The sequence below is a fragment of the Myxococcus guangdongensis genome (assembly GCF_024198255.1).
Lineage (GTDB): Bacteria > Myxococcota > Myxococcia > Myxococcales > Myxococcaceae > Myxococcus > Myxococcus guangdongensis.
On sequence record NZ_JAJVKW010000002.1, the window covers coordinates 762,270 to 785,899 of the forward strand.

Here is a 23,630-nt window from a genome sequence, read left to right on the forward strand (position 1 = left end):
GGGGCGCTCGGGGACTCCCGACGACAGGCGAATGTAAGGAGGAGGCTCAACGTGAAGCTCGATGGATTCGCTCGTGTCCTTCCACGCGTGGCGCTGCTCTTGGCCGTGGCATGTCAGCACAGCGCGCTCGCGCAGGAGCAGCTCGACAGCGCGCCAAAGACACTCACCCAGCAGGTCCTCACGCCCGTTGGCACGACGTACCCCTACACCCAGCAATTGCAGTGGTTGGACTCGGGCCGGTTCATCGTGGGGCGCCTCGATGGCTCGATGACACTCTTCCGCCCGCCAGGACCCACCGAGTGGGGTCCCATGCTCACGGACGTGCTGCGCACGCCCGCCAACCGGGGCGTGGAGATGATGGCCGTGCGGGATGAGCGGACGTTCGTGACATCCAACGACAGCACCACCCTCACCCTGTGGCGCGAGCGGGACCTGGCCGTCGCGGAGGACGCGGAGCCCGCGCTGCTGGACCGGCTGCCGCGCGCGTTCCGCTACCAGAACTTCGCCTATGACGCGGACGTGGGCACGGCCAACAGCGCCGTCTTCGTCACCCATGGGAACCGGGAGTACCTCGTGACAGGCCACGAGAACGGCTTCGTCCTCATCTGGAGCGTCTCGCGCAACGGCCGGCAGTTGGCGGTGCTGAAGAAAATCGATGTCCGCTCGCCCGACCCCATCCCCAGCCCGTTCCAGCTCTGGAACGTGCGGGACATCGTCTCGTGGCGCGACGGCGTGGTCATCACCGGCTCCGAGGATGGAGATTTGGTGATGCTCCAGCTCCCGCAGGGCACCGTGCTGGCCCGCAAGCGCTACAACCCGAGCGCGCAGCGCGGCATCAACGGCCTGGCCCTCCTGGATGACCACCTGGTCGCCGTGGCCTGCTCGGTGGGCCCGTCGGACAAGAACACGTGGCTGTTCCGCGTGCGCCCCGCGGAGCTCCAGTCGCAGGGCTCGGTGGACCTGAAGCAGAACCTGTCCCTGCCGCAGTCCTTCGCGTTCCGCGCCGCGATGGCCAGCGTGGGCGGGCAGCCCCATGTCTTCGCCACCACGCAGGAGGGGCTGCTGTGGACGGTGCTCGTCACGCCGGAGGGACAGCTCCAGGTCCAGGCCGTCAGCTCCGTGGATTTCCCCATCGGAGAGGCCATCGACTACAACCCGGCCACCTCGCAGCTCGCCGCCGTGGGCGTGCTCGTCAACCTCTTCAACGTCGCACCGCCCACGCCCGCGCAACGCCAGCAGGTGCCCAAGGCCGCGCCCCCACAAGCGCCGTCGCTGGTCCACTGAGGACGGCGATGCCTGGGGACAGCGCTCCGTGGGTGCTGGGCATCGGCGCGTCGAACCACAACGGCGCCGCGTGCCTCCTGCATGGGGACGAGGTGGTCGTCGCCGTGCAGGAGGAGCGACTCATCCGCCGCAAGCGGGCGTGGCTCCCGGGCGGGGCCGTGTCCTTCGCGGTGCGCTACTGCCTGGAGACGGCGGGCATCCGCGCGGACGAGCTCAGCCTCGTCTCGTGCTGCTCGCTGATGGGGCCTCGCGGGCCGCTGTACGACGTGCGCGCCAACCCGGACCTCGCTCCGGCCGTCCCGGTGCGCTACCTCTCCCACCACCTGGGCCACGCGGTGGGCGTGTTCGCGACCTCCGGCTTCGATGAGTCGCTGGTGCTCGTCGTCGATGGGTTCGGCTCCAACATCCAGGACCTGTCCCCCGAGGAGCTGGCGGCCGTCGTCACCGAGCGACATGGGGAGGAGACGCTGTCCGTCTACCACGCGTCGCGCGAGGGCTTCGTGCCGGTGGAGAAGCACCTGGGCACGTTCCTGGAGGTCACGTCCTCCGTGGACCTGGAGCGCTTCCGGGGCATGCCCCGCTTCGGCAGTCTGGGTGGGTTGTACTCCGCCGTCGGACGGCAGCTCTTCTCGGATGTCCTCGAGGGGCCGGGCAAGGTCATGGGGCTCGCGCCTCACGGTGTGGCGGACACGCCCGTGTCGGACTTCTTCGACGTGGTCGACGGACGCTTCGTGTTCCACGACACCGTGCCTCGCCGCTTCACGCATGACGAGCGCTGGCCCGTGCGGCAGGAGGAGTATCGAAACCTCGCGGCCTCGGCCCAGGCGGCGCTGGAGGACGGACTGCTGCGACTGGTGCGTCGACTGCGCGCGCGCACGTCCTGCGACAGGCTCTGCTACGCGGGAGGCGTCGCGCTCAACAGCGTGGCGAACGAGCGGCTCTTCACCGAAAGCGGCTTCAAGGACCTCTATGTGATGCCCGCCGCGGAGGACAGTGGCACCGCCATCGGCGCGGCGTACCACGGCCTGTGGCAACTGACGGGCGGACGCTCCACGCGGCGATTGAGCCATGACAGCACGGGCAGGACGTACTGCGCCGAGGCCTGTGACGCCGCGCTGCGCACCGTGCCCTCGGTGGTGTCACGGAGACTGCCGCGACTCGTGCCCGACGTGGCCGACCTGCTCGCCGAGGGGAAGATGCTCGGCTGGTTCCAGGGTGGCTCCGAGCTGGGCCCGCGCTCACTGGGGCAGCGGAGCATCCTCTGCGACCCGCGCCCTCCCGACATGAAGGACACCCTCAACGCGCGCGTGAAGTTCCGCGAGGGTTTCCGTCCCTTCGCTCCCATCATCCTCGCGGAGAAGGTGCGCGAGTGGTTCGACGTCGACACGGCCTCCACGGACAGCCCCTTCATGCTCCGCGTGTGGCGCTTCCGCGAGGAGCAACGCGAGCGCGTCCCCGCCGTCGCTCACGTCAACGGCACCGGCCGTGTGCAGACGGTGACGAAGGAGCACACGCCCCTGCTGCACGCGCTGCTCACCGCGTTCCATGAACGCACCGGTGTGCCCATCCTGCTCAACACCTCGTTCAACATCGCCGGGGAGCCCATCGTCGAGACGCCCGAGGACGCGCTGTGGGGTCTGCTGTCCACGGGGCTGGATGGCTGCGTGCTCCTGGACCGCTTCGTGTCGAAGCACGAGGCGCTGCATTCACTGCTGGACCTGGAGGTGCTCGTCCTCGCAGAGCGAATCATGCCCCTGTCCTTGGAATGCATGGAGGACACGCTGGACCTTCGCCCTCTCTTGAAGGAGCCGCTGGGCTTTGGTCTGGACGCCTCGGGACGCAACCTGGAGGATGCGCGCCGGATGCTGGGCAGCGGACAACAGGGTGGCGCGTTCAAGGTGCGGACGCCGTGGGGCACCGCCGTGCAGCTCGTGTCGAGCGAGCTGTCGACCCTCGTCTCGTGCGTGGAGCGCGGGATGACCGGCTGGAAGCTCCTGGAGCGCGTCTCACTCGAGGACTCGAGCCTGGATGAGCAGAAGCTGACGCGGATGCTCGGCACCTTGCGGCGCGCCCGAATCCTCCAGTTCGGGGTCGGTCCGGGCGTGTGAGGACGACGCTCGCCAGGGGGATGCTGGGCCTGGTGCTGCTGGCGTGCGCCTCCGTGCGGGCCCAGTCCGTCGAGGACGCCGGCACCCCGCCCCTGTCCGAGGTCATCGACGTGGTGGGCGAGGTGCCCGACCCGGAGCCGATGGACCGCGCGTCCCGTCGCGACCCGAGCAGCGTCGTCACCCTCATCTCCGTGGAGGAGCGCGGAGGCACCGCACGTGACACGGCGGAGGTGCTGTCCACCGCGCCCGGCGTCTCCATCCAGGACTCGGGCGGGTACGGCCAGGGCAAGAGCCTGGTGGTGCGCGGCGCTTCGTCGAACGGGACGCTGGTGTTGCTCGACGGCATCCCCCTCAACGGCGCGGGCGGGAGCATGGACCTGTCGCGCGTCCCGCTCGCGCTCGCCCGTGAGCTGGAGGTGATGCGCGGGAGCGCGGGCTCCAGCCACGGCAGCGGCGCGCTCGGCGGCGTGGTGAACATCATCACCCGCGCCCCCGGCGACACGCTGAGCCTCGCGGGCGAGCTGAGCCACGGGAGCTGGAACACCACCACGGGGTGGCTCTCGCTCACCGGGCCCGTGCTGGACAGCGAGCTGCTCCTGCTGCTCCACGGTGGCACGTCGTCCGGGCGGTTCTCCTATCCGTTCGATGCCACGCCCACGCTGCCAGGTGACGCGCCCGAGGTGCGTCGGCGCGAGAACAACGACGCGCGTGGCGCCGGGGCGCTCGTGCGGCTGCGCCATCGCCTCTCCCAGGGCGTGGTGCTGGACGCGATGGGCGAGGGGACCCTGGAGGGACGGGGGCTCGCGGGCACGGCGCAGAACCCGCTCGCGGACGCGCGTCAGTCCAATCGCCGCGGCATCCTGAGCCTGCGCGTGCTGGGCGACCTGGGCCACCACGTCCACGTGTCCGCTCGCGCGCACTATCGCCAGGAGCGGCTGGAGCTGTCGGGCGGTCCGGTGTCACAGCAGGGCGTGCAGACGCTGCGCACGGGCGGTTTGGAGGCCGAGGGCAGCCTGCCGCTGGGAGGCTGGAACGTCGTCTCCGCGCTCGCGAGCCTCGGCGGAGAAGGCGTGGCCACCGATGGCGCGCCCGTGACTTCGGACGGACGCACGTCGTGGCTGCGCGCCAGCGTCCGGGTGATGGACGATGTCTCGCTGCTCGACGGTCGACTCCACGTGACGCCCTCGCTGCGCGTGGAGCGCGTGGGCTCGTACACGCTGCTATCCCCCAAGCTGGGCGCGCGCGTGACGCTGCCCGCGCGCCTGGAGCTGCGCGCCAACGTGGGACAGTCACACCGAGCCCCCTCGCTGGTGGAGCTCTACGTGCGCCAGGGCACGCTGCTGCCCAACCCGGACCTGCGCCCCGAGCGCGCCGTGTCCGCGGACGTGGCGCTGGCGCACCGCACGGAGCGCTCGCTCGTGTCGGTGGGCGGCTTCTTCGCGAACTACGAGGACCTCATCACCTACGAGGCGTATCCGCCGTTCGCCGTGAAGCCGAGCAACTTCGCCTCCGCGCGTGTCTCCGGACTGGAGGTGGACGCGGAGGCGCGCCCCTTCTCCTTCCTGTCCGGCGCGCTGGCGTACACCTTCCTCGTCTCCCGCAATCTCCGGGACGACCCGCGCTACTACCTGAAGGACATCCCGCTCCGGCCACGCCACACCCTCGCCGCGCGCGTGACGGCGGGCCCCTCGTGGCTCACGGGCCGCGTGGAGCTGCGCGCCCAGTCCTCGCAGCTGCGCAACCGCACCGGCGAGCTGGTGCTCCCGGGCCGCACGCTCCTGCACGCGGGCCTGTCGAGCACGGTGGGCCGGCGCCCCGCCCTCACCTTCTCCGTCGACCTCAAGAACGTGCTCGACGTCCACGTCGACGACTTCGACGGCTACCCCCTGCCGGGTCGCGCGGTGCTCGCCTCCATCGCCCTGGCGCTCGACGTTCCCCCCTCCCCTCCCACTGCCCACAAGGCGGACACCCCATGAAGCCCTCGCCTCTTCCCGGACGCCACCTGGCGCTCCTCTGCTCCCTCCTCTGCTGCCTGCTGCTCACGGGCTGTACCGATGAAGGCGTCGTCTGCAGCGAAGGCCTCTCCCGCTGCGGAGACACCTGCGCGGACCTCACCAGCGAGTCCGCGAACTGTGGCGCCTGCGGCAATGCCTGTGGCGAAGGCCAGCTCTGCGCCGACGGAGCATGCCGCTGTCTGACCGGTGCCACGGCCTGTGGTGGCGCCTGCGTCGACCTCCAGTCCACCCCCCAGCACTGCGGCGCCTGCGGCAACGTCTGCAGCAGCAGCGAGGTGTGCGAGCAGGGCACGTGCCAGCTCAACTGCACCGCGGGCCTGCTCCGCTGCGGCAATGGGTGCGTGAACGGAGACTCGAGCAACCTGAACTGTGGCGCCTGCGGCAACGTCTGCGGCGACGCGCGGACCTGCCGGGGCGGCGTGTGCACGTACGACATCGTGGCCACGTGCTTCAACACCGGCCAGGTGGTGGGCATCCAGTCCGGCGTGGACCTCAAGGGCCCCGGCACGCTGGTGGCGTCGTCGCCGCAGAGCGCCGCGCGGATGAGCGACGTGCTGCTGGTGCTCGACTCCACGCGCAAGCTCATCCAGGCGCATCTGAGTGACTACCGCGTGCTGCCCCCGCGCCACGACACCGGCCGCGCTCCCAATCAAATCCTCGTCGAGGCGCCGTACATCTACATCCTCAACTCCACCGACAACACGCTCCAGGTGCTGCAGAGCACCGAGCCGCTCCCTCCCAGCAAGCAGCACCCCGAGGGCATCTCGCTCCAGAACGTGGCCAGCGTGAGCTTCGGCGCCAACACCAACCCCTTCGGCATGGCGCGCGTGGGCAGCGAGCTGTGGGTCACCCTCTACGGCAACCTCGTGGGCGACCCGAGCGCGGGCGGCCGCGTGGCGCGCGTCTCGATGGCGTCCCCTTCCGAGCCTCGCGTGACGACCACCATCGACCTGCCCACGGGCGCCGCGCTCCGGCCCTTCCCGGACAACACCACGCTGTCCACGCCCGCGGGCATCACCCAGCACCGCGGAAAGGTGTACGTGGCCCTCAACAACCTCAACCCCGCCACCTACGCCCCCGGCGGGCCGGGCCTGCTCGCGCGCATCGAGCCGGCGACGGGCGCGGTGAGCCTCGTCGGCCTGGGCGACGACTGCCTCAACCCCAACGCGGTGGCGTCCGTGGGCGAGCACCTGGTGGTGAGCTGCGGCGGCAAGTCCACCTATGACGCCGACTTCAAGCTGGTGGCCGTGGAGCGCACGGGCCTGGTGATGCTGGACGCGCAGGACACCGTGGTGGCCTCGGAGCCCATCGTCTGCTCGCCGGGCATCGGCTCCTGCCCCATCCCCGCCGCCGGCCGGTTCGCGGTGGTGGGCCCGCGCATCTACACCGGTGACACCAACGGCGGCCGCGTCTTCGTCCACGAAATCGTTGGGAACACCCTGGTCGAGCGTCGGGGCCTGAAGGACACCTCGGAGCCCGCCATCGCCGCCTGCCCCGCCAGCGGCTTCTCGCTGGTCAGCGACGTGGTGGCCCTGCCCTGATTCCGGGGCACCTCGGGGGCACTTCGCCCCGATGGGGCAATGTGCCCCGACCCCGGCGGGACATTCCACCCCGTCCGGGGCCCGCCTCCGAGGAGGCCACCCCGAGCCAGGCGCTGGCACGGAGGATGCTCTAGAGCTTCCGCGTGCCCCGGCCACATCGCGGGGCTGAACCGGAGGGGGCGTCATGCAGCGCACGTCGGTCCTCGTGCACCCACGCCGAGCTTCGGGCGATTGCTCGCCCGCCGAGGAGCCCGACGCGACGTACTGACGCCTTCTCACGGCAGTCGCGGTAGTTTCTGAGTACTTCCTTCCGGTCCATGCATTCTCGACCCCTCCCACGTGCATGGACCGGAATAGCCTCGACCCACCGTGAGACTCGCACGCAAGTTCACCCTCGCCCTCGTCCTGCTCGCCGTGGCCGTCATCGCCGCGCTGCAGGTCATCCAGGTCCGCCGCGAGCTGGAGCGCTCGGCGCTGGACATGCAACACGACCATCGGCTGCTCGGCCACACGCTCGCGGGCACCATCGGCAAGGCGTGGCAACTGGCCGGTGAGCGTGAAGCGCTCAACCTGCTGAACCAGTCCAACAACTACCAGGAGCAGGTCCACCTGCGCTGGGTCTGGCTGGATGGCGGCCCCGGGACACCGTCCCTCGCGGGCTTCCCGACCCGGCTGATGGCCACGCTGCGCCAGGGCCAGGACGGCTCCATGGTGGACCCGGACCCGGCGCCGGGACTGTTGCACTCGTACACGCCGGTGCGCATCGGCCCGCGCTTCGGCGCCATCGAAATCACCGAGTCGCTCGGAGAAGAGCGCCAGCACGTCTTCGTCACGGTGGTGGGCACCATCGTCGCCACGGGCACCATCACCTTCGCGTTCCTCATCGTCGCCATGGCCATGGGTCGCAGGCTCATCGGCGAGCCCGTGGACCAGCTGGTCCAGCTGGCGGACCGCTTCGGCCAGGGAGACCTGTCCGCGCGCGTGCGGCTGCCACCGCAGCGCCGGGGGGACGAACTGACGACGCTGGCCAACGCGATGAACCGCATGGGCGAGCAGCTGGAGGAGACGCGCTCGCGGCTGTCCGCGGAGACGGCCGCGCGACTGTCCGCGGTGGAGCACCTGCGGCACGCGGACCGGCTCACCACGGTGGGCAAGCTGGCGTCGGGCGTGGCGCATGAGCTGGGCACACCGCTCAACGTGGTGATGGGCCGCGCGAAGATGATTTCGTCGGGCGAGGCGGAGGGCGAGGAGGTCGCCGAGAGCGCCCGCATCATCGGCCAGCAGGCGCAGCACATGACGCGCATCATCCGGCAGCTGCTCGACTTCGCGCGGCGTCGCGCGCCCCACCGGGCCCCGGAGGACGTGCAGGAGCTGGTCTCCCGCTCGCTGTCCCTGCTCAAGCCCATGGCCGCCAAGAAGAGCATCACGCTGGTGGAGGACATCCCCCCCGGCGTCACGGTGGAGGCGGATGGCGGCCAGGTGCAGCAGGTGTTGACCAACCTGGTGATGAACGCGTTGCAGGCCATGAACCAGCCAGGGACGGTGCGCGTGCACGCGGCCCACTCCCGGACCACGCCACCCCAGGACGTGGGTGGCCCCGAGGGGAGCTACGTGCGCGTGGACGTGGAGGACGAGGGCAGCGGGATTGCCCCGGACGTGCTGGCCCACGTGTTCGAGCCGTTCTTCACCACGAAGGACGTGGGCGAGGGCACGGGGCTGGGGCTGTCCGTGTCCTATGGTCTGGTGAGGGACCATGGCGGCTGGATTGCCGTGCAGAGCGAGCTGGGACGCGGTACCTGCTTCTCCATCTATCTGCCGAGCGGAGGGGACACATGCCAGGCCGCGTCCTGATGGTCGAGGACGAGCGCGAGATGCGCGCCATGTTGGAGAAGGGGTTGACCCGCCGGGGCTACACGCCCGTGGCGATGGGCTCCGCCGACGAGGCGCTGGCGAAGCTCGCCGGCGAGGACTTCGACGTGGTGCTCACGGACCTGCGCATGCCAGGCATGGACGGGCTGGCCCTGTGCGAGCGCATCGTCCTCAACCGGCCGGACATCCCCGTCGTGGTGATGACGGCGTTCGGCAGCATGGAGACGGCCGTGGCCGCCATCCGCGCGGGGGCCTACGACTTCGTCACCAAGCCCATCGACATCGACGCGCTGGTGCTGGTGCTGGAGCGCGCGGTGCAGCACCGCGCCCTGCGCGATGAGGTGCGCAGGCTGCGGCAGGAGCTGGGGCGCAGGCAGCAGGACACCGGCGCGGTGGTGGGCGAGAGCCCCGCGATGCAGCAGGCGTATGCGCTCATCGACCGGGTGGCGGACCTGGACTCGACGGTGTTGATTACCGGTGAGAGCGGCACGGGCAAGGAGGTGGCCGCGCGCGCGGTGCACACCCGCGGGCGCAGGGCGCAGGGGGCCTTCGTGGCCATCAACTGCGCGGCCATGCCGGAGGCGCTGCTGGAGAGCGAGCTGTTCGGCCACGCCAAGGGCGCCTTCACGGACGCGAAGGCGGCGCGCGCGGGGCTCTTCATCCAGGCGCACGGCGGCACGCTGTTCCTGGACGAGGTGGGCGAATTGCCGCTCACGCTCCAGCCGAAGCTGCTGCGCGCGCTGCAGGAGCGGGTGGTGCGGCCGGTGGGCGGGGACACGGAGGTGCCGTTCGACGCGCGCATCGTCGCGGCGACCAATCGCGACCTGGAGCTGGCGGTGGAGGAGGGCCGCTTCCGCGAGGACTTGTACTACCGCCTCAACGTCATCGGCGTGGAGCTGCCGCCCCTGCGGGCGCGGGGCAACGACGTGCTGCTGTTGTCGCAGCGGTTCATCGAGCAGTTCGCCGCGCGCAACAACAAGCGGGTGGTGGGGCTGTCACCCGCGGCGGCGCAGCGGCTGCTCGCCTATGGGTGGCCGGGGAACGTGCGCGAGCTGCAGAACAGCATGGAGCGCGCGGTGGCGCTGACGTCGTTCGAGCAGATCACCGTGGATGATTTGCCCGAGCGCATCCGGAACTACAGCCAGCCGAAGGTGGTGCCGGAGAACACGGACCCCTCGGAGCTGGTGACGCTGGAGGAGCTGGAGCGGCGCTACATCCACCGCGTGCTGGAGACGGTGGGCGGCAGCCGTACGCTGGCGGCGCGCATCCTGGGTGTGGACCGCAAGACGCTGTACCGGAAGCTGGAGCGGGACGACGAGGCGAAGAAGCCCTAGTCGAGCGTCTCCAGCTTCACCTCGAAGAGCTTGGGCCAGAGCTTGCCGGTCATCAGCATGCGACCGGTGCCGGGCTCCACGGCGATGCCGTTGAGGACGGCGTCGGTGATGCCGCGGACCTGGGAGGCCACGGAGCGCGCGAGGGCGGAGGCGTCGATGACGGCGGTGACTCGGCCGGTGGTCGGGTCGATTTCGAGCACGTCCGTGGAGTGCCAGACGTTGGCGTAGATGACGCCGTTGGCGCACTCGAGTTCGTTGAGCTGCTCCTGCGGCTGCCCTTGGAGGGTGACCTCGACGGAGTCCAGGGGCTCGAAGGTGTCGGGGTCGTGGAAGGTCAGCGTGGAGCTGCCGTCGCTGCGGACCAGTCGGCCCTGCCAGTAGCACAGGCCCCAGCCATCGCCTTCGTACGGCGTGGTGCGCTCGCGCGTGGGGGGCAGGCCGCTCCAGGTGTAGAGCAGGCCCTCGGTCCAGGTGAGCTGGTAGAGGCGCTCTCCGTCGCTGGCGAGGCCCTCGGTGAAGACGTCGCCCAGGCGCTCAATCCAGAGGGGCGTGGCGGACTCGAGCGAGAGTTCGCGCAGCGAGCCCTTCTGGCCGGTGCTCTCGAACAGGCGCCCCTGGTGGAAGACGAGGCCCTGGGTGAAGGCCTCGGTGGAGTGCGGGTACTCCTGGACGATGCGGGCCACCTTCCGCGTGGGGCCGCCCTCTGTCGGTCGACGATGGACAGGTCCACAGCTACAGCCCACGCCCAGCCCCAACACACAGATGGCCGACATCCACGCTCGCTGATTCAAGTGCATCGAGTCACGCACGGAAGCAGGAAACGCGGACCGGCACAACACACTCCCGGCCCGGGAGGACCGGGACGTGTCACGGCGCGGACGACGACGTCCCCACCCTCCGCGTCAGACGACCTTGGCGCTCTGGATGATGACGTCCTCGGTGGGCACGTCGCTGTGGCCGCTCTTGGTGCCGGTGCGCACCGCCTTGATCTTGTCCACGACCTCCTGGCCCTTCACCACCTTGCCGAACACGGCGTAGCCCCAGCCCTGCACGGTGGGCGCGGTGTGGTTCAGGAACGGGTTGTCGACCGTGTTGATGAAGAACTGCGCGGAGGCCGAGTGCGGGTCGTTGGTGCGGGCCATCGCGACGGTGTACTGCGCGTTCTTCAGGCCGTTGTTGGCCTCGTTCTGGATGGTCGCCGTCGGGACCTTGCGCTGGTGCATGCCGGGCTCGAAGCCGCCGCCCTGAATCATGAAGTCGCGGATGACGCGGTGGAAGACGGTGCCGTCGTAGTGGCCCTTCCCGACGAGCTCCAGGAAGTTGCTGACGGACTTGGGCGCCTTGGCCTCGTCCAGCTCGATGGTGATGTTGCCGAAGTTCGTCGTCAGTTCGACCGTGGGCATGGAAGGTTCCCTGGAGGTAGAGGGTGAAAGTCGCACACCACTACCTCTTCGGTGCCGCTGTCCGCAACGAACACGTGAGGTGCTCCGCCCCGGGGCACGGGGAATGGTTGCCTTGTCGGACGATTCCACCGTCACCTGAGGGACACCCCGGCACGAAGGCCGGGAAGAGCCTCCTCAGCGCCCTGGCTTCACGACGTGGCCGCGCAGCTCCGAGCCTGGCGTCAGCAGTTCGTGCGCAATCCTCGCCAGCTCGTTCACCAGCCGCACGCGGCAGGCCTCGGTCTCCTCGCAGTCCTCCACGGCCCGCTGCAGGCGAGGCACCACCCGCGAATGGTACGGCTCGGAAGGCGAGGCTCCACGCCCCGCGAGGCGCACCTTGTTGGCCACGTCCTCCAGGCTCATGCCCGCCCGGTCGAAGACGTCCTCGCACAGCTCGGCCCACGTCTCGCCAGACTTCGACACCTGGGTGCTCTCGGTCGTGCAGAGGTGATGGACGTGGCCCTGGGAATCTCCCGGGATGCGCCCCGTCGAGTACGACGCGACCACCGCCACGGCCTTGGGCGCGAGGGCCACGTCGAGCCGCCCCTCCTCCGGCAGCGCGAGGGAGGTCACGCCCGCGCCGAGCGCGGCGTCGAGCCTGAACCCGCCCTCGGCCTGCGCTCGCACCGCGGCGCCCGAGAACCCCGGCAACCTGGGGCCCCGCGCGGCCAGCGCATCGCGTCCCGTGAGCCCCGCCGTGAGGACCAACACGAGGACTCGTGCCCCGTTCACGCCCAGCACCCGCCCGAAGCGCTGACCGATGTCCCGCAGCTCCAGGAGGCCCCTGGCTCGGGCGGACTCGTCCCACAGTCGGATGAAGCCCTGCTTCATCTCCCAGACCGGGACGACGCCGAGATAGGCCACCAGGGACGCCGTCAGCGCGATGGCGAGAGGCTGGGTGATGGGCTCGGGCAGGCTCATCGTGAGCAGCAGCGCCAACGCCGCCGAGCTGACCACCGCCCTGAAGGCTCCGGGGTTCACGGTGTGCCCCAGGCCGTCCTCGACGCCCTCCCACACGTCATCCAGCGCGAAGGACAACGCCATCAACGTGCGGTCCTTGCGTGAGAACGCCAACCCCGCGCCTCCCATCAGCGGCAGACACGCGTCCTGCACGGGGCACAGGCGCGCGTAGAGCGACTCGGGCGAGGGCTCCGTGCTGGAGCCGACCCGGCCTCGCGAGGAGGCGAGCAGCGCGCGGGAGCGTCCCCACCCGCGCTGGTCCAGCGCGTCTGCTTCACGAAAGGCGACATCCAGCTTCAAGGCGAGGAGGAGTTCGGAGAGCGCCCGCTGGAAGTCGTCCTCCTCCACCTCGACGGGCGCGACCTCCATCGACGTGTAAGCGATTCGCCTGCCCTGCCCCGCGTCGAGATTGACGACGCGGGTGGTGGCACAGCCCGTGAGCAGACATAGCAAGATGATTCCAGACCCACGCAAGGTATCCCCCAGGAAGGCGTCATGAAGACGCGCGAATCCTGGGCGAGTGGCTCAATTCCTCTCAAGCTCACGACCTACCACCACGGGGGTAGGCCCGGGGCAAACACATGCCTTGACACTGCGTCGTCAGACAGACTGTCGCCTCCGTCCCCACCACCGGTGCTCCGCCAGCTCGTGGCCGAGGAGCATCAGCGCGGCCACCGCGAACGGCAGCAGGTAATAGACGATGCGGTACACCACCAACGTGCCAATCACTGTCGACGCCGACATCGCGGGCGTCAGCGCCGCCAGGATGACCGAGTCGAACACCCCCAACCCTCCCGGCACCTGACTGGCAATCCCCAACAACTGCGCCACCGCGAACAACGCCACCATCGTCAGCGGCGAAATCCCAGCGCCCGCCGGCAACAACACCCACAGCACCATCGCCCCCAGCGTCCAATCCATGCACGACACCCCGAGCTGCTCCAGGGCCTGCCGCGACGTCGGCAGCGACACCTCCAGATGCAGCCTGGGCACCCGCAGCACCCGCCGCATCCACGTGCACGCCGCGAAGTAGACGCCCAACACCGCCAACAACCCCAACCCCAATCCCCGCGCCACCCACGGTGACAGCGACAACGCGGACATCGCCCCCTGCCCCGCGTCCACCACCAGCGCCGTGCCCGCCACCGCCAACAACCCCGCCCAGAACGTCAGCGCGTTGAACGTCCCCACCTGCGCCACGTCCAGCGCCGTCAGCCCGCGCGCGGAGTACAGCCGGTAGCGCACGCCGCCACCCGTGAGGAACGACATGCCGATGTTGTGGCCGAACGCGTACCCCACGAAGGACGTGAAGCCCACCTGCCGGTAGGGCAGCCGCTTCCCCAGGTGACGCAGCGACAACACGTCGTACAACGTCAACGCCAGGTAGTTGCACGCCGCGCACACCACCGCCAACGCGACGCGCTCTCGCGGAATGGACGCAAGCCCTCGGGCCACATCCTCACCGTGGAGCTCACGCAGCTCGTGACGCAGCACCATGAACGCCAACGCCAGCAACCCCAGGGGAAGCAAGGCGAGGAGCGCCCGCTTCATCACGGTCCTCGAGAGCACCCCTGGATGGTGCTCACAGGACGGCGCCCGGGCACTCGAAGGGCAGCCGGCCCCTCAACGCAACGGCGGCACGAGCGCCTCCGCCGTGGCGCACAAATCCTCCATGGCGAAGGGCTTGTCCAACACACACGCCGCGCCCAGCTCCGCCGCGTCCCGGTGCAGCTGCGCATCTCCAAACGCAGTGATGAGGATGACCGGCGTCGTCCACCCCTCCCGCCGCAGCCGCGCCACCACCTCCAGCCCCGAGTACCCCGGCATGCGCACATCCGTGATGATGAGGTCTGGCACCAACGTCTGGTCCGCCAGCAACCCGTCGATGATGGCCTTCACCAACCCGGGCCCGTCCGCCGCCTCCACCACCTCATAGCCCCGGCGCTTGAGCGCCCGATGCAGCAGGGCGCGCATCTCGGGTTGATCCTCCGCCACCAACACCCGAGGCGCCTGCTCGCGCCCCGTGCTCGGCAGCGGCCACGGCTGCGCTCCGACTCCCTGCTCCTCGTCTGGACCCATCAAGACGGCCTCCTTCTGGCGTGGTGGGATGCCCGCCCGCGTGCCCTCCCGACGAGGGCGCCCACATGGCGCGGCGTGCCCGGGCAGAGCATTCGACGTGCCACCCGTCTCCACGGGAGGGCGTGGCAAACCGCCCCGGGGAGATTTGCCCCGACCGGGGCACTTTGCCCCGCGCCCCCCTGCCCCCACGCCCCCACCCTCCGAGGGAATCCCTCACACGAAGCGCTGGCCCGGCATCTGCAATGGAGCCAGACGTCGGTTCGGAAGTGGGGACTCGCGGAACGAGCCCCGAGCCAGGAAGCCGTCGGGAGTCGGGGGACGACCAGCGGCAGACCTTTCCATCTCCAGGAGGAGCTCCTCCACGGGCTCCCCACTTCCGGACCGACTCCTGACACCTCTTTCCCAGCCGGACTCACTCCGGCCTCTTCGGAGAACGAACGATGGCCTGCTCGCTCCCCTCTCGCCGTTTCCTCGGTGCCCTGGCCCTCCTTCCCGCCGCGACGCTGGGCTTCGCGTGCGGACAGGCCCAGGCACTCGGCTCGCCCAACACCTCCAACGCGGCGTCCACCGTCCCCGCCGCCATCGCATCCGCCGCGACGCCCTCCGGCGCGCCCGTGCAGCCCGCGCGCTTCAACCCCGCGACGGCGGGCACCGTCACCTCGCTGGCCCCGCTCGTCGAATCCGTGAAGGGCGCCGTCGTCTACGTGGAGGTGCAGGCCCGCCCGCGCCGCATGTCCGGCATGCAGGGGCTTCCTCCCGGCTTCGCGGAGCGCTTCGGCGTGCCGCCCGGGATGCAGGGCAACGCGCCGCCGCGCCAGGGGTTGGGCTCGGGCTTCATCATCGACGCCTCCGGCACCGTGCTCACCAACAACCACGTGGTGGACGGCGCGGACCTGGTGCGCGTGAAGCTGGAGGGCGGCCGCTCCTATGAGGCGGAGGTGCTCGGGAGAGACCCACTCACCGACGTGGCGCTGCTCAAGCTCAAGGGCGTGGCGGGCAACCTGCCGTATGTGCCGCTGGGTGACTCGGATGCGCTGCGCGTGGGAGACCCGGTGATGGCCATCGGCAACCCGTTCGGCCTGGACTCGAGCGTCAGCGCGGGCATCCTCTCCGCCCGAGCGCGGGACATCCACTCGGGCCCCTACGACGACTTCCTCCAGACGGACGCGGCCATCAACCCCGGCAACTCCGGCGGCCCGCTGTTCAACATGCAGGGTGAAGTGGTGGGCATGAACACCGCCATCATCGGCGGCGCCAGCGGCATCGGCTTCGCGGTGCCCAGCAACCTCATCCGCGCGCTGCTGCCCCAGTTGCAGGAGACCGGCGTGGTGCGCCGCGGCTTCCTCGGCCTGTCCATCCAGGACCTCACGCCGGAGCTGGCGCGGGCCCTCAAGGTGGACGCGAACAAGGGCGCGGTGGTGGCGGGGGTCAGCCAGGGTGGCCCTGGCGACCGCGCGGGTCTCAAGGAGGAGGACATCATCACCTCCGTCGGCGGACGCGCGGTGGACTCCGCCGGAGCGCTCACCCGCGCCGTCGCGCTGCTCAAGCCCGACAGCAGCGTGAAGGTGGACGTGGTGCGCGGCGGCAAGCCGATGACGGTGAATGTGACGCTCGGCACCCGTCCGACCCAGCGCGGCGAGGAGGAGCTCACGCCTCGCAACAGCACCGCGCCCTCCACGCGCAAGCTGGGCATCGGCCTGCGTGACGCGCCCGAGGGCGGCGCGCAAATCACCGAGGTGGAGCCCGGTGGCCCCGCCGAGCGCGCGGGCCTGCAGCCCGGGATGATTCTGGTGCAGGTCGGTGACGACAAGGTGTCCAGCGCCTCCGACGCCGTGCGCAGCCTGACGGGCGCGAAGTCCGGCGCCGCCCTGCTCCTGCGCGTGCGCGCCCCGGACTCGACGAACACCGTGCTGCGCGCGCTCGAAGTGCCTTGAGTCGCTCACGACGTCCGGCGGGGCGTCTTCCCCTCCCACCCGCCGGACGTCGTCGAGTCCTCACCCGCGAGGGTGGCGCTACAGCGAAACGATGGACTTGAAGCCGCCCCAGATCATCCGCTTGCTGTCGAAGGGCACACCCTCGGGCGAGCCCAGTCGCGGGTCGGCCATCACCTTCTTGTTGACGCGATTCCTGTCCGCCTTCGACTTGTAGACGATGAAGGCGAACACCACGGCCTCGTCCGGCTTGAGCTTCACGCCCCGGGCGAAAGAGACGGTGGAGGGGCCCTCCGGGAGGTCGTCCTGGATGGACTCGATGTACTGGAGCGCGCCGTGCTCGCGCCAGAGCTTGCCCGCCTTGCGTGACATCTTCCGATAGGCGGCCAGGTTCTTCTTCGGCAGCGGCAGCAGGAAACCATCGACGTAGGGCATGGCCGACCTCCATCCACGAGAAGGCCGGCAGGCTACCCCGGCCGCGTCACTTCGCCGGACGGAAGCGCAGCGCGCTCCACACGTCGTCCACCGAGACCTGACGCACGCTGTCGATGCCGTCCTCGGCCAGTCGCTTCCAGAGGATGTCCCGGTTGAGGTCCGTGCCCAGCTGTCCCGCCTTCGGGTACACCACCCACGCGACGCGGTCCTCCTTCGCGGCGGCGATGAGCGGCGCGCACTTCGTCTCCACGTCCTCGAGGTGCTGGACGAAGACGAGCAGCCCCTCGGCCTTCGCGGAGGTGCTGGTCACCACGTCATCCAGGTCCACGCCCCTCGGCTTGCCGATGACACGGGCCTTCATGCCGTCTTTGAGGTTCAGCTTCTTCGCCAGGCTCATGGATGCGCATCTCCCCAGGAAAGGAGCGGCATGACAGCACCGCTCTTTGACTGGGGCAACGAACGCGTCGCGCCGGGCTGGCGGCCTCCCAGGTCCAGGTGATGCGAAAGCGACCCCAGGGGTTTCCCACGGGTCTCCTGAATCCCCAGGGCGTTTGGCGTAGAGTGGCGGCGTGCCGCGCTGCCAGACATGTGGGCGGCGCTGGGAAGGCTCCCATGCGCCGTGCCCGCCGAGTCCATCCCCAGACGGGGCGGGACGGGCGACGTCCGTGGAGCCGACGCCGCCGCGCATCCCCGGCTACCAGGTGGAGGGCGTGCTGGCGCAAGGCGGCTTCGGCGTGCTGCTCGGCGCGCGGCGGGAGACGGACCACCAGCGCGTGGCCATCAAGCTGGCCCGCACGGGCAATGCCCTGGCGCGCGCCCAGCTCATCCGCGAGTCGGAGGCGCTGCGCCAACTGGGGCCGCCCACCGTGCCCGCGCTGTACGAGGAGGGCGTGCTCTCCAATGGCGTGCGCTTCCTCGTCATGGAGCACGTGCCGCTGCCCACGCTGGCGGAGCGACTGGCGCGCGCGTCGGGGCCCGTGCCCGCGCAGGAGCTGCCCCAGCTGGCGCTGTCGGTGGCGGACACGGTGGCCCACGTGCACGCGCTCGGGTTGGCGCACTGCGACTTGAAGCCCGAGCACCTGTTCCTCAACGAGGACGGCGGCGGGCAGGTGCGCGTGTTCGACTTCGGCCTGGTGCGAGGCACCGCGCCCATCGAGGGCACCGCGCTGCCCGGCGAGGGCGCGACGACGAGCGACACCTCGGGCTTCGCAGGCACCGCCGAGTACATGGCCCCCGAGCAGTGCGCGGGCAACGCCAACGTGGACGCGCGCACGGACGTGTACGCGCTGGGCGTGCTGCTCTACGAGATGCTCACCGGCCGCCCCCCCTTCTTCGGCTCGACGCCGGATGTGCTCCAGGCCCACCTGGCGCTGCGTCCGCCGCCGCCGTCGGACTTCGCGCCGGTGCCTCCCGCGCTGGAGGAGGTGGTGCTGCGGTGTCTGGCGAAGGAGCGCTCGCGCCGGCCGGAGGACGCCGCCGCGCTGGCCGCCGCGCTGCGCGAGGCGTTCTCGCACGCGCACCGTCCGCTCGAGCCCGTCACGCCCCGCCCCACCGCGCCCGGCGAGCCTCGGCCCGCGCAGGTGCGCCGCTCCGTCGCCGTGCTCTTCCTCACCTCGCGCTCCAATCCGGTCAGCGTGCAGAAGGGACTGGGCTCGTACGGCGGGCACCTGGCCCACACGGATGGGCCTCGCATCGCGGCGGTGTTCGACCCGGACGTCGGAGAGAACCCCGTGCGCCGGGCCATGCGCGCCGCGGAGGGCATGGCCGAGCGGGGCCTGGCCGCGAGCGCGCTCGTGGACGTGTCCGCTGTCACCGTGCAGCGGCGCCCCACCGGAGCGCCGCGCTACCTGGGCGCCATCTTCGCCCGAACGGACCGCTACCCCACGGGCCCGGACACGCATGGGCTCCTGTTGTCCCCCGCCGCCGCGGAGGCCGTGCCGGAGGTGCCGTGCACGGAGGTGCCCAACCACCCGGGGCTCTTGCGTCCGGCGTCACCGGGGGCCGCGCCCCGGCCAGACATCACCGTGCTGCAGTTGGGCAGCGAGGTGCTGGTGGGCCGCGACGCGGAGCTGACCTCGCTGGTGGACAGCGCTCGCGCGGCGGTGGGTGAGGCGGCGCCCACGCTCGTCACGGTGATGGGCGAGCGCGGGCTGGGCAAGAGCCACCTGTCCGCGGCCCTGGTGCGGGAGCTCCAGTTGCAGCTGCCGCTGGCGCGGATGTACAGCACGCGCTCGCGCGAGCCGGTGCAGGGCGACCCGGACGGGACGCTGCGCACGTTGCTTCGCTGCGCGCTCAATGCCTTCGAGAGCGACGACACGGACACCGAGGAGCAGGGCCGCGCGTCCATCATGCAGCGGCTGGGGCCCACGCTGGGCTCGGAGCTGTGGCCGGGCGTGGCCGCGACGCTGGGCTGGTACGCGCCGGGCGGGCCGGAGCTGCAGAGCTGGGCGGCGGCGCCGGGCGCGCTGCGCTCGCTGGCCATGCGCGCCACCGGTGAGCTGCTCGCGTCCACCGCCCGCGAGCGTCCGCTGTGCCTCATCATCGACGACGCGCACTTCGCGGAGGAGACGGCGCTGGATGCGCTGGAGTACGCGTGCCTCGCCGAGGCGAGCGTGCCCATCTGGGTGTGCGTGCTGGCGCGGCCAGGGTTCGAGAAGAGCCGGCCGTTGTGGGGGGCTCGCGCCGCGCGACAGGTCACCGTGTCGCTGCGGGCGCTCGCGGCGGAGCCGTCGCAGGAGCTGTGCCGCATGCTCCTCAAGCCGGTGGAGAACGTGCCCGCGCAGGCGGTGGAGCGCATCGTCGAGCGCGCCCAGCACGTGCCGCTGTACCTGGTGGAGCTGGTGCGGGGCCTCAAGCGCCAGGGGCTGGTGCGTCAGCGCGCGCCGGGTGGAAGCTGGTACCTGGTCACCGACGGCGTGGAGAAGGTCCCCGAGCTGCGGCTGGTGGAGTGGCTGGCGGACCGGGAGCTGGGCGCGCTGCCGTCGACGCTCGCCGCGCATGCGCGGCTGTGTGCCTTGTTGGGCACGGACTTCACCGCCGCGACGGCGGAGGGCGTGGTGCGGGAGCTGGAGCGGGACGGCGCGGCGGGCGGCTTCCCGTTGGATGCGGGCCACGCGACGCGGCGGCTGTTGGACTCCGGGTTGCTCGTGTTGCATCGGCAGGAGGGGCTGAGCTTCCGTAACGAGCTGCTCCGTGACGCGGTGGCCGCCACGCTGCCGGCCGCCGAACGACAGCGCATCCACCGCGCCGCATATCGGTATTACCTGGGGCCCGCGGGCGCGAGTGAGCGGCAGCGGTTGCCTCGACTGGCCCTGCACGCGGCCGCGGCGGACCTGCGCGAGGAGGCCGCCGCGCTCTCCATCGACCTGGCGGAGTCCGCGCGGGGGCGTCATGCGTTCCTCGACGCGGAGGCCATGTACACGCGCGCGCTGGAGTTGCTGGACGCCGAGGACGAGCTGCGTTGCCTCACCGCGCTGCGAGGGCGGGGGCTGATGCGCATCCGCATCGGTCGGTACGACGATTCGCTGGCGGACTTCGCGGCGGCGCGCGAGCGGGCGCGAAAGCTGGGGGACGTGCGCTCCGAGGTGGAGCTGCTGCTGGACGAGGCGATGGCGCTGGACTGGGTGAACGACTACGCGGCCAGCGAGGAGCGCGCGCTGGAGGCCCAGGCGATGGCGATGCAGGTGCGGTCGGCGTATGTGCAGAGCCGGCTGTTGCTCGCCCTGGGCCGCGCGCTGTTCCGCAAGGGTGAGTGGCAGGAGGCCCGCGAGCCATTGGAGGCCGCGGCGGTCTTCGCGAAGCGGCTGGGCGACGCGGGTTACGAGACGCAGGTGGTGTCGCAGCTGTTGCTGGCCGTCATCCTCCCCAACCTGGGAGACATCGACGAGACGGACCGGGTGTTGGCGGAGGTGGTCGCCGCGTGCACGGAGCGCGGAGACTTGTTCCACCTGGGCAGCGCCATCAACAACCGTCGCAACCTGTGGGTGGCTCGGAGGGACCTGGCGAGCGCGCTGAAGGACCAGCAGCGCTTCATGCACCTGGGGCGCGAGCTGGGCATGGTGGGCTGGGAGTACTTCGCCGAGCACAACCTGGGCGAGCTGCACTACCAGGCGGGCGACGTGGATGCCGCGGCGCCGCACATCGCCCGGGCGATTGCGTTGGAGCGCCGGCACCCGGAGGTGGCGCCGCGCCCGTGGGCGCTGTTGCTCCAGGCTCGCACCATGGCGTGGACGGGGAGGCAGGCGCGGGCGCGCGAGCTGCTCGCGCAGGTGAAGCAGGTGCTGTCGGAGAATCGGAACGGCGTGGAGCTGAGCCCCCCCGAGGAGGTGCTGTTCTCCATGGTGGAGCTGTCCACGCGGGACGCCTCGGCGAAGGAGTGGACGGCGCTGCGTGAGCGCTCCAGCCAGGTGTCCGTGGAGCAGGAGCCGCTCGAGGTGCTGGAGATGATGGGCCTGGCGGCGCTGCGGAGGGATGAGACTCAGGAGGCGGTGCGCATCCTCACGGACGCGCTCATGCTCGCCTCGCGGATGCCCAATCTCATGGAGGCACGCATCCGCCGCTCACTCGAACGTGCTCAGGACGGACAGCTCCCCGTGTAGGGAGTGCCGCGCGGCGAGCACGCTCCTGGGATTCGAGCGACGAGGCCGCGGGAGCACGGGGGCACCGCGAGGGCCCTCGCGTCTTCGTCGCCTCGGCGCGTCTCGCGGAATGTCATCACGCCAAGCAGGTCGAGGGCTCCGGGCCTCACGCACACCCGCGGCCCGGCGGTGATGGCGCTCGCTCCGCAACGAAGCCAAGCAGGTCGAATGCGCCGAGGCCCCACCAGCGACTCTGGGGCGATGGCTCCCGCTACGCCATGAAGCCCAGGAGCTTGAGCGCGCCGAGGGCCACGCCCACCAGCGACTCCGCCGCGATGGCCCCCGCGGCCAGCGCGGGCACGTTGCGGCCCGTCGAGGCCGGCCAGCGCCAGCGCGCCACCGCCGCCAGCACACCGCCCAGGCACAGCGTCACCGCGAAGTAGGCCGGCAGGATGAAGCCGATGCCCATCGCCACCGGCGAAGGCACCCAGCGCGCCGCGCGCCCTCGCGCCAGCAACGTCAGGAGCGCGCCCACGCCCGCGGCCACGCTCCCCGCGAGCAGCGCGTTCGGCGGCAAGCCGTCCAACCCTCTCGACGCCAGCTCCGCCACCGCGCGGAACTGCTGCGCGAACGGCGCGGGCAGCGCCTCCGAACCCAAGCCATACGCCCGCGTCAGCAGCAGGTACGCCGGCACGCTCACCAACGAGCCCGCGAGCACCCCCAACAACTGAGCCCCCAGCATCCGCCCCGGCGACGCGCCCAACAGGTGTCCCGCCTTCAGCGCCCACAAGCTCACGCCCGTCTGCGCCGCCGCACCGGAGACCACGCCGCCCACCGCCACGTTGGGCCCCACGCCTCCGGGCAGCAGCACCCCCGCCGCCACCTGCGACAACTGGCCCACCTGCGACACCGGCGATACGTCGAGCTGCCCCGCCCCTCGCGCGCACACCGCGCACAGCGGCAACACCAACACCAACGCCAGCACCACCTGCGCCGCGCTCATCCCATACACGCCCACGCCCAGGCCCCACGCCAGCACACAGGCCACGCCCCCGCTCAGCCACGCCCATCGGGGCAATCCCCCACCACCGCGCAGCGAGCCCAGGTCCTTCGCCGCGCGCCAGAAGTCCCGCGCCTGCGCCGTGAGCGACACCACCGCCGAGCCCAACAACAACCCCACGCCCGGCCACGTGAGCCAGGTCTGGAGCGCGTCGAAGCTCGCCTCCTTCACCGCTCCTGTCGACACCAGCCACGGCGACAGCACGCCCCACCCCACGAGCGCGCCCAGCAACATGCTCAGCCCCAGGTGCAGGCCCGCCATCATCCCCACCGCCACCAACATGGGGCTCCACGCCAATCCCCACGTCAGCGACGCCGCAGACGCGCCGCCCACCGTCCCCGGCGCCGCCACCATCCCCGGCACCTTCTGGAACGCATCCCGCAGCACCGTGAAGCCCGTGGACAACACCGCCGCCACCGCGAGCCACACACCACGTCCCCGGTTCTCCTCGGGCGCCGACGCGTGCATCGCGGTGATGACCTCCGCGGTGGCGATGCCCGTCGGGAACGCGAGCGCCTCCTCCTCCATCAACCGCCGCCGCAACAGGTGCGCGGCCAGCACGCCCAACACACCGAGCGCCACGCTCCAGGCCGCCACCGCCACGCCCGGCACCTCCAGCCCCAACAGCATCAGCGCCGGCAACGGCCCCAACAGCCCCGCCGCCGCGGGCATCGCGCCCACCGCCACCGCCGACACCTGCGTGAGGTTGTTCTCCAGCGGCGTGTACGCAGCCCCCCGTCGGCGCGACACCGCCGCGAGCCCTCCGAACCCCAGCACCGCCGCCATCACCGAGCCGCTCTCCCACCAGCCCAGCTTCAACCCCATGGACACGTTGGTGACCGCCAACAGCGAGCCCACCAGCAACCCCATGCCCACCGCGCGCGGCGTCCACTCGCGCATCCCGGGCAAAGGGGCCACGGGCGCCGGAGGCACCGCGCTCAAGCTCACGTCACCGGCGGAGTCAGGTGCGGTCGTCGAAGTAGACACGGCGCGCT

At 71.0% G+C, this 23,630-nt stretch carries 16 protein-coding genes; 8 read left to right on the forward strand and 8 right to left on the reverse strand.

Going from position 1 to position 23,630, the window contains the following annotated elements:
- Positions 1-51 precede the first annotated feature (51 nt).
- The 6 genes from LXT21_RS07925 (at position 52) to LXT21_RS07950 (ending at position 10,151) form a co-directional block, all read left to right on the forward strand.
- On the forward strand, positions 52-1,284 hold the full coding sequence (locus tag LXT21_RS07925; RefSeq protein ID WP_254037472.1) for a hypothetical protein: 1,233 nt from the start codon (positions 52-54) through the stop codon (positions 1,282-1,284).
- Between the two features lie 8 nt (positions 1,285-1,292).
- Positions 1,293-3,392: a carbamoyltransferase family protein gene (locus LXT21_RS07930; protein ID WP_254037473.1), complete on the forward strand. Its 2,100-nt coding sequence runs from the start codon at positions 1,293-1,295 to the stop codon at positions 3,390-3,392.
- A complete protein-coding gene (locus tag LXT21_RS07935; RefSeq protein WP_254037474.1) occupies positions 3,389-5,368 on the forward strand; it encodes a TonB-dependent receptor plug domain-containing protein in 1,980 nt (659 codons plus the stop codon). The genes LXT21_RS07930 and LXT21_RS07935 overlap by 4 nt, the downstream gene beginning before the upstream one ends.
- Positions 5,365-6,948, forward strand: coding sequence for an MXAN_6577-like cysteine-rich protein (locus LXT21_RS07940; RefSeq protein WP_254037475.1), 1,584 nt, complete (start codon positions 5,365-5,367; stop codon positions 6,946-6,948). The genes LXT21_RS07935 and LXT21_RS07940 overlap by 4 nt, the downstream gene beginning before the upstream one ends.
- A 369-nt stretch (positions 6,949-7,317) precedes the next feature.
- Positions 7,318-8,799, forward strand: a complete 1,482-nt coding sequence (locus LXT21_RS07945; protein ID WP_254037476.1) for a sensor histidine kinase — start codon at positions 7,318-7,320, stop codon at positions 8,797-8,799.
- Positions 8,781-10,151, forward strand: a complete 1,371-nt coding sequence (locus tag LXT21_RS07950; RefSeq protein ID WP_046711085.1) for a sigma-54-dependent transcriptional regulator — start codon at positions 8,781-8,783, stop codon at positions 10,149-10,151. The genes LXT21_RS07945 and LXT21_RS07950 overlap by 19 nt, the downstream gene beginning before the upstream one ends.
- Here the strand turns inward: LXT21_RS07950 and LXT21_RS07955 are convergent.
- The 5 genes from LXT21_RS07955 to LXT21_RS07975 form a co-directional block, all read right to left on the reverse strand.
- Complete coding sequence (locus LXT21_RS07955) at positions 10,148-10,924, reverse strand: glutaminyl-peptide cyclotransferase (RefSeq protein WP_254037477.1); 777 nt, start codon at positions 10,922-10,924, stop codon at positions 10,148-10,150. The two genes, LXT21_RS07950 and LXT21_RS07955, sit on opposite strands and share 4 nt — an antisense overlap.
- Positions 10,925-11,053: 129 nt before the next feature.
- Positions 11,054-11,554 (reverse strand): peptidylprolyl isomerase, encoded by a 501-nt coding sequence (locus LXT21_RS07960; RefSeq protein ID WP_254037478.1) that lies wholly within the window; start codon positions 11,552-11,554, stop codon positions 11,054-11,056.
- A gap of 174 nt (positions 11,555-11,728) precedes the next feature.
- Complete coding sequence (locus tag LXT21_RS07965) at positions 11,729-13,027, reverse strand: AHH domain-containing protein (protein WP_456094087.1); 1,299 nt, start codon at positions 13,025-13,027, stop codon at positions 11,729-11,731.
- Between the two features lie 126 nt (positions 13,028-13,153).
- On the reverse strand, positions 13,154-14,104 hold the full coding sequence (locus LXT21_RS07970; RefSeq protein ID WP_254037480.1) for a lysylphosphatidylglycerol synthase domain-containing protein: 951 nt from the start codon (positions 14,102-14,104) through the stop codon (positions 13,154-13,156).
- Positions 14,105-14,176: 72 nt separating this feature from the next.
- Complete coding sequence (locus LXT21_RS07975) at positions 14,177-14,632, reverse strand: response regulator transcription factor (protein ID WP_254037481.1); 456 nt, start codon at positions 14,630-14,632, stop codon at positions 14,177-14,179.
- A 440-nt stretch (positions 14,633-15,072) separates the two neighbouring features.
- Here LXT21_RS07975 and LXT21_RS07980 point away from each other — a divergent pair, with 440 nt between their 5' ends.
- Entirely contained in the window at positions 15,073-16,566 is a 1,494-nt protein-coding gene (locus tag LXT21_RS07980) for a Do family serine endopeptidase (protein ID WP_254037482.1), read from the forward strand.
- A 78-nt stretch (positions 16,567-16,644) separates the two neighbouring features.
- Here the strand turns inward: LXT21_RS07980 and LXT21_RS07985 are convergent, their stop codons facing one another.
- Positions 16,645-16,998, reverse strand: coding sequence for a DUF1428 domain-containing protein (locus LXT21_RS07985; protein WP_254037483.1), 354 nt, complete (start codon positions 16,996-16,998; stop codon positions 16,645-16,647).
- A gap of 46 nt (positions 16,999-17,044) precedes the next feature.
- A complete protein-coding gene (locus tag LXT21_RS07990) occupies positions 17,045-17,395 on the reverse strand; it encodes a hypothetical protein (RefSeq protein ID WP_254037484.1) in 351 nt (116 codons plus the stop codon).
- A gap of 172 nt (positions 17,396-17,567) precedes the next feature.
- Between LXT21_RS07990 and LXT21_RS07995 the strand changes: the two genes are divergently transcribed.
- A complete protein-coding gene (locus tag LXT21_RS07995; protein ID WP_254037485.1) occupies positions 17,568-21,596 on the forward strand; it encodes a serine/threonine-protein kinase in 4,029 nt (1,342 codons plus the stop codon).
- Positions 21,597-21,846: 250 nt separating this feature from the next.
- On the opposite strand, the gene LXT21_RS08000 is transcribed toward LXT21_RS07995, so the two are convergent.
- The gene (locus LXT21_RS08000; RefSeq protein WP_254037486.1) at positions 21,847-23,622 is read right to left on the reverse strand and encodes an OPT/YSL family transporter; all 1,776 of its coding nucleotides are present in this window, start codon (positions 23,620-23,622) and stop codon (positions 21,847-21,849) included.
- Between the last annotated feature and the right edge of the window lie 8 nt (positions 23,623-23,630).